Origin of the sequence: Stieleria sp. JC731, from assembly GCF_020966635.1 — a bacterium.
Lineage (GTDB): Bacteria > Planctomycetota > Planctomycetia > Pirellulales > Pirellulaceae > Stieleria.
Window position 1 is genome coordinate 1 of sequence record NZ_JAJKFQ010000039.1, and the last position, 6,725, is coordinate 6,725.

Consider the following 6,725-nt stretch of genomic DNA (forward strand, 5'->3'; position numbering starts at 1 on the left):
ACTATCAAACCGTTAATTCACTTGCGGCGATCATCAAACACTTGCCACGTGAAATCAGATGCGCCGGATTCAGCGGCGTTGAAGACAGGCGATGGTTATTGCAGTCACAACCACCCGTGCGAACGGCAGCCGTCACCGAGGTCGGGCGGTGGACTTACCACTTCAATAAAACACGACTCCCGACCTTCGCGTGCACGGCATGGTTCGCCCTCTTAATGCCAGCTGAGATTGAGGTATTGGCGAAGCCTATCCGTAAAGTATCCCGTTAGCGATTCGGAAATCACCACTGGTTTCCCATCGGATTCGGAATCATTGTAATTGAACATCCACGTAGCGGGATCATCACTTCCGTCGGCTTTGAAAAAGAGAAAAGCATAGATCTCGTCCCATGCGAATACGACATCATCAGCCTGCAAGCGGAACTCGACTCCGTCGCGCTCTAAAAGCTCTGTAGCACAGACGTGCAGCTTCGCTAGATGTGAAAGGGGAGCTACAATTTCCGCAATACAGAACCGATTTGAGTCCAGTTCCATAAACTCACGGTACTGAACCGGAAACTTGATGCCTAGAAGCTTCTCTGTAGCGTCCAACTCCGCAGCGGAAGAACCGCGGTGCCCTGGCAACTCACGAAAAACCTCGAGAATCTCGTCATCTCGGAGTGTCATCGCAATTGAATCCTTGGGCGAACGGTAGAATTCACGGGGGACGGGCGAAAGACTTGCAAGCATATCGAAAAACGGAACTCCCGTCCTCCCGTGCAATTCATTGTTATTTGCGAACCTCTATTCAGAGCCAAGGTCTACACCAGCTTTTGGTCTCGTATTAAACAATGGCGCGACCATCGCAACGATCGCCGGAACAATGAAGGGGATCGAAAGATAAAGGATGCTAGTAGTCTGATTGTGTGACTGCCCAATGCCGCCACTAAAGAAATAGATCAACCAGCCAAATTGGTAAGTTAACCAGAACTGATACCAGTTGAGCCGCGGAGTTGTTAGCCAAGCGGTTACCGAGGAGCAAATCAACGATGCAGTTATGGACGATACCGCCCAGTAAATAGCGGTGCGGTCGTTGAAGTGTATCAGGTTTAGCTCTACGAGGATGAGATCGATAGCCAATCCAATCGGGATCGTTGCAATCAACGATGCGAACAGCGCCGCCCACTTGCGAATCGTCGCGTAGATAGTTACTTGCGACGCGGTCAAGCGAGACGACGATGGAGGTGTGTAGGGGTTCATCATGCCACAAGCAATCTAATCGATCTCAGTCAAATAACGGTCATGGTCACCGAGTCGGCGCGATTGAGGTGAAACCAAAACCCAAAAGTCGTCGACTCGCCGACTTCGGTGCACCAACTGGTTCGCGTGGTACACACGACCACGGTCGACACTACCTCGCTGACGCCAAGTCTACCCGATCGGAATCGCGAAGGGTAACGAGCATAGATTTTTCGGCTGGTGTATAGGGCGTCTGACCAGCTATCTCGGAGCAGAAAACAAACCGTGACATCAATTGCGATAAACAAGAAACTGCTGTCCCATGCATTCAGTTTGGTGCCGTTCACGCAACACAATCAAACCGTGAATCCAGTTGCGATCAACAGGAAACTGCTGTCGCGCTAGATCCAATGGGCCGCGATCAAGCACAACTATCAAACCGTTAACTCACTTGCGGCGATCATCAAACACTTGCGACGTGAAATCAGATGGGCCGGATTCAGCAGCATTGAAGACAGACGTTGGTTATCGCAGTCACAACCACCCGCGCGAACGACCCGCATCACGGGGTGGCGGGAAATGACGTTGATTTCAAATTCGACTGGCCACCGCCACTCCCGTGCATGCGATGGTTCGCCGCACTCGACCGTTGCGAACGGCCAGAGGATTTGCGACGCCCATGTATTGCGTTTGTCGGTTAGCCCGTATCTTAGTCGCGCCACCGCCAAGCAATGTCGCCATCATTCCAATGAACCGCAGGCAGGCATATTGAACGCCGGGATCCAGTTGAGTCTTCAAGATACCACATTTCATCATCAAAGTATTCAGGCGGGTACAACTCACCCGGTTCTGGGAGGTCGGCATCGGCGGCCGTACATGCATCAAAGAAACTTCGATATGCGTTTGCAGCGTCGTATGGCCTGAAGTGCGCGTGAACCCACGGATGGTCCGCAGATAGGTTTGTTGCGGTGCCGAGAGCAGTCCCGTTGTGGTAGACCGTATAGGTATCAGGCAAACTCAATCTCTCGTCATCAGCATGAAAACGGTGCCAGGAAATATCGTCGGCGAACGGTAGCCGTCACCGAGGTCGGGCGGTGGACTGACCACTTCAATAAAACACGACTCCCGACCTTCGCGTGCACGGCATGGTTCGCGTGGTACACACGACCACAGTCGGCACTACATCGCTGGTAACAAGTCTACCCGATCGGAATCGTGAAGGGGAACGAGCATAGATATTTCGGCCGGCGGAAAGGGCGTTTGATCCACTATCTCGGAGCAAAATCAAACCTTCACATCAGAAGCGATAGACAGGAAACTGCTGCCCCGTGAATTCAGATGGGCGTTGTTCTAGCAAGACAATCAAACCGTGAATTCAATTGCGATCAATAGGAAACTGACGTCTCCCGAAATCACATGGGCCGCGATCAGCAACGACTAACAAACCGTGAACTCAATTGCGGCGATCGGCTAATGGTTGTCAGATGAGATCAGATGGGCCAGATCCGTCAGCATCGAAAACAGGCGTTGGTTATCGCAGGCACAACCATCCGCGCGAACGGCCGCGATAACCGAGTCGCGGCGATTGATTTTCCATTGTCAAAAACGACGGCTCCGCGACTTCGGTTCATCGCATGGTTCGCCGCTTGTCTTCGTTCAGATGTGAATGTGGCAAGGCCGGCAAATCCCCACGCCCCAGCTTACCGTTGTTTCAAGCGCACCACCACACACGGGACAATTGACCGGGGTGGCGTCGTCTGCATCGTGGAAGTACCAAAGTCGAGTAGGATGATGTATGGACAAGAAAACTGCGATTTCGCGTCCGCGTTTGTTGACCTGCCCTTGTGGGTCTTGCAGCCACCGTTTGGCATCATCTTCGTACTCCCCAGAATCAAGCCAAAGTCGGTAGAGCGAGCTGGCAACGCCATGCCACTCAGCAACGGCCTCGGTTTCGCGTTCAGTCAAACCAATGCGTTCCGCATCGACCTCGCGACGGCATACTGCACAATGAATCGGATTACTTGTCAGGAGATCGACCAATACAAGTTCCGTCACCACATCGCAGTCGCAGGATTCGACATCGGTAGTCGGTCTCAAGCGATCGTAGGCATTCATTGATTCAGTCGGCGAACGGCGGACATAACCGAGTGACGGCGGATGACTAACCACTTCGAAAACCCCGACTCCGTCACTTCGGTTCATGTCATGGTTCGCGAGGTACCCACGACCACAGTCGGCACTACATCGCTGGTAACAAGTCTACCCGATCGGAATCGTGAAGGGGAACGAGCATAGATATTTCGGCTGACGCATAGGGCGTTTCATCGGCTATCTCGGAGCAACATCCAAACCGTGACATCAAATGCGATCAACAGGAAACTGCTGCCCTATGGATTCAGATGAGAGTTGTCCGAACCACACAGTCAAACCGTGAATGCAGTTGCGATCAACAGGAAACTGATGTCCGTTGAAGCCCGATGAGCGCAATCCGGGCACAACTATCAAACCGTGATTTCAGTTGCGGCGATCAGCTAGCACTTGTCACGTGAAATCAGATGGGCCGGATCCAAACACTTTGTAGTACAAAGGGCGATGACCAACTGAGAACGAGATGAGTCACGCAGCGGTTCATCTACCCACGCGAACGGTAGCCGTCACCGAGGTCGGGCGGTGGACTGACCACTTCAATAAAACACGACTCCCGACCTTCGCGTGCACGGCATGGTTCGCGAGGTACACACGACCACGGTTTGCACCACATCGCTGTCGATCAGTCTACCCGATTGGAATCGCCAAGGGAAACGAGCATTGATATTTCAGCCGGCGGGCAGGGCGTTTGACCAGCAATCTCCAAGCCGGGATAAAACCGTGACATCAGAAGCGATCATCAAGAAACTGTGGTTCCCTGAAATCCAGTGGGCCACGCACAGCAACAACGATCAAACCGTGACGTCAAATGCCATTGATTGGAAACTGATGTCTCAAGAAATCAATTGGGCCAAATTCACGAGCAACTATCAAACGACAAACTCAGTTGTGGCGATCGGCTAATGGTTGCTAGGTGAGATCAGATGGGCCACATTCATACGCTTCAAATTGCAGAGGGCGATGACCAAGCTGGAGACAGATGGGATATCAGACAGTTCACCTACCCGCGCGAACGTCAGCGTTCACCGGGTCGCGGCGAACGAGTCGAAACTAAAACCCAAACCAGCTCAACTCCGCGACTCCGCGTGCAACGCATGGTTATGTGCTTCTGTTTGATGCGATGACAGTCTTGCAGCCACGACAAAGCCAGAAGTAGAACAAAATGTAGCCTCCCTCAAACTCCCACCATATGTCTTCGTGCCCTGGAATCGGTTTTGGAGGAATGCTCGCAATCAAATCGACGTCCGGCGCTTTGTGGTAGTTGGGACAGCTCGCATTCTCGCACGGGTCAGATCGGTGTCCCAAAGTCCCTGTGCCTCCTAGCGTGAGTGTAAACCAATCGATGTCATCGTCATTTTCGATTGCCGATTGCGCGGAAAAGCGAATCTCTGGAAATGCATCAACTCTCACGTACGCTTCATCGGGCGGGTCAGGCTCAGCGTCGGAGATATGCAAGATGTGGATTTCGTCATTAGAAACCATCGAATATTGCATCGACGGTCCGCCGAACCCATATTTCAGCGGGTAATAGAGCGGAAGGCAGTCAATCGAATCCGAGCGGAATGGAATGGCTTCATCGCGAAGGTCGATCGTCAACAGTTTGTGCACGGGAACAGCAGATCCCGCAGGAGTGACGCCGCGATGAGATGGAACGCCGCCGAAAACATGCAGACCTCTCTCTGACTCTTGAAGCGGGTAGAGCAAGGTATCACGTACGTCAATCACGTTGCTGTCTCTCGCACATAACGGTAGCCGTCACCGAGGTCGGGCGGTGGACTGACCACTTCAATAAAACACGACTCCCGACCTTCGCGTGCACGGCATGGTTCGCGTGATACACACGACCACGGTCTGCAGGACATCGCTGTCGACAAGTCTACTCGATCCGAATCATCAAGGGGAACGAGCATCAATTCGTCGGTCGGCACTCAAGGCGTTGGAGCAGCTGTTTCGAAGCAAAGATCAAACCGTGATATCAAATGCGATAATCAGGAAACTGCGGTCACTTGAAGTCGGATGGGCTAAGTTCAAGCATCTCGATCAATCCGTGAATTCAATTGCGATTGATTGAAAGCTGATGTCCGTCGAAATCCGATGGGCCGAATTCACGAGCAACTATCAAACCGCAATTTCGGTTGCAGCGATCAGCTAACAGTTGCGACGTGAAATCAGATGGGCCTGGTTCAGCAGCATTGAGGACAGGCGATGGTTATCGCAGTCACAACCATCAGCGCGAGCGGCGGACATAACCGAGTGACGGCGGACGACTAACCACTTCAAAACCCCCGACTCCGTCACTTCGGTTCATGTCATGGTTCGCGAGGTACCCACGACCACAGTCGGCACCACATCGCTGGTGACAAGTCTACCCGATTGGAATCGCGAAGGGTAACGAGCATAGATTTTTCGGCTGGCGCATAGGGCGTATGAACAGCTATCTCGCAGCAGAAATCAAACCGTGACATCAAATGCGATAAACAGGAAACTGCTGTCCCGTGAATTCAGTTGGGATCGTCCAAGCAACACTATCAAACCGTGAATTCGATTGCGATTGATTAGAACCTACTGTCCGTTGAATTCAGATGGGCCGTGTTCAGACACAACTATCAAACCGCGAGCTCATTTGCGGCGATCAGCTAATAGTTGTTACGTGAAATCAGATGGGCCGGATTCGGCAGCGTTGAAGACAGGCGTTGGTTATCAGTCACAACCACCCGCGCGAACGGCGGACATAACCGAGTGACGGCGGATAACTAACCACTTCGAAAACCCCGACTCCGTCACTTCGGTTCATGTCATGGTTCGCGAGGTACCCACGACCACAGTCGGCACTACATCGCTGGTTACAAGTCTACCCGATCGGAATCGCGAAGGGGAACGAGCATAGATATTTCGGCCGGCGGATAGGGCGTTTGATCAGCTATCGCGGAGCAACATCCAAACCGTGACAGCAAGTGCAATAAACAGGAAACTGCTGTATCTTGAATTCCGATGGGAGTTGTTCAAGCAAGACAATCAAACCGTGAATTCAACTGCGATCAATGGGAAACTGAAGTCTCCTGAAATCAGATGGGCCGTATTCTCGAGCAACTATCAAACGACAAACTCAGTTGCGGCGATCAGCTATCTGTTGACACTTGAAATCAGAAGGGCTGGATCCAAACGCTTTGTATTGCAAAGGGCGATGATCAACTGAGAAGGAGCTGAGTTATCTGGAAGATCATCTACCCGCGCGAACGGCGGACATAACCGAGTGACGGCGGATGACACACCACTTCAGAAACCCCGACTCCGTCACTTCGGTTCATGTCATGGTTCGCGTGGTACACACGACCACAGTCTACACTACTTCGCTCTCGA

6 protein-coding genes are annotated in these 6,725 nt (G+C 52.3%); 1 reads left to right on the forward strand and 5 read right to left on the reverse strand.

Annotated elements, in window-relative coordinates; translation table 11 throughout:
• Window positions 1-212: 212 nt before the first annotated feature.
• The 4 genes from LOC67_RS27050 to LOC67_RS27065 form a co-directional block, all read right to left on the reverse strand.
• Window positions 213-665 (reverse strand): SMI1/KNR4 family protein, encoded by a 453-nt coding sequence (locus LOC67_RS27050; RefSeq protein WP_230265980.1) that lies wholly within the window; start codon window positions 663-665, stop codon window positions 213-215.
• A gap of 117 nt (window positions 666-782) precedes the next feature.
• Window positions 783-1,205, reverse strand: a complete 423-nt coding sequence (locus LOC67_RS27055; protein ID WP_230265981.1) for a hypothetical protein — start codon at window positions 1,203-1,205, stop codon at window positions 783-785.
• Between the two features lie 603 nt (window positions 1,206-1,808).
• Complete coding sequence (locus tag LOC67_RS27060; protein ID WP_230265982.1) at window positions 1,809-2,015, reverse strand: hypothetical protein; 207 nt, start codon at window positions 2,013-2,015, stop codon at window positions 1,809-1,811.
• 858 nt (window positions 2,016-2,873) lie between these two features.
• The gene (locus LOC67_RS27065) at window positions 2,874-3,419 is read right to left on the reverse strand and encodes a hypothetical protein (RefSeq protein ID WP_230265983.1); all 546 of its coding nucleotides are present in this window, start codon (window positions 3,417-3,419) and stop codon (window positions 2,874-2,876) included.
• A gap of 519 nt (window positions 3,420-3,938) precedes the next feature.
• On the opposite strand from LOC67_RS27065, the gene LOC67_RS27070 reads away from it, so the two are divergent.
• Window positions 3,939-4,268: a hypothetical protein gene (locus LOC67_RS27070; RefSeq protein ID WP_230265984.1), complete on the forward strand. Its 330-nt coding sequence runs from the start codon at window positions 3,939-3,941 to the stop codon at window positions 4,266-4,268.
• A gap of 195 nt (window positions 4,269-4,463) precedes the next feature.
• Here the strand turns inward: LOC67_RS27070 and LOC67_RS27075 are convergent, their stop codons facing one another.
• The gene (locus tag LOC67_RS27075) at window positions 4,464-5,090 is read right to left on the reverse strand and encodes a hypothetical protein (RefSeq protein WP_230265985.1); all 627 of its coding nucleotides are present in this window, start codon (window positions 5,088-5,090) and stop codon (window positions 4,464-4,466) included.
• Between the last annotated feature and the right edge of the window lie 1,635 nt (window positions 5,091-6,725).

Bases quoted from the DNA above. Each gene is read 5' to 3' on its own strand.
- LOC67_RS27050 (WP_230265980.1), bottom strand. From the start codon at position 665: ATGACACTCCGAGATGACGAGATTCTCGAGGTTTTTCGTGAGTTGCCA.
- LOC67_RS27065 (WP_230265983.1), bottom strand. From the start codon at position 3,419: ATGAACCGAAGTGACGGAGTCGGGGTTTTCGAAGTGGTTAGTCATCCG.
- LOC67_RS27070 (WP_230265984.1), top strand. From the start codon at position 3,939: ATGGTTCGCGAGGTACACACGACCACGGTTTGCACCACATCGCTGTCG.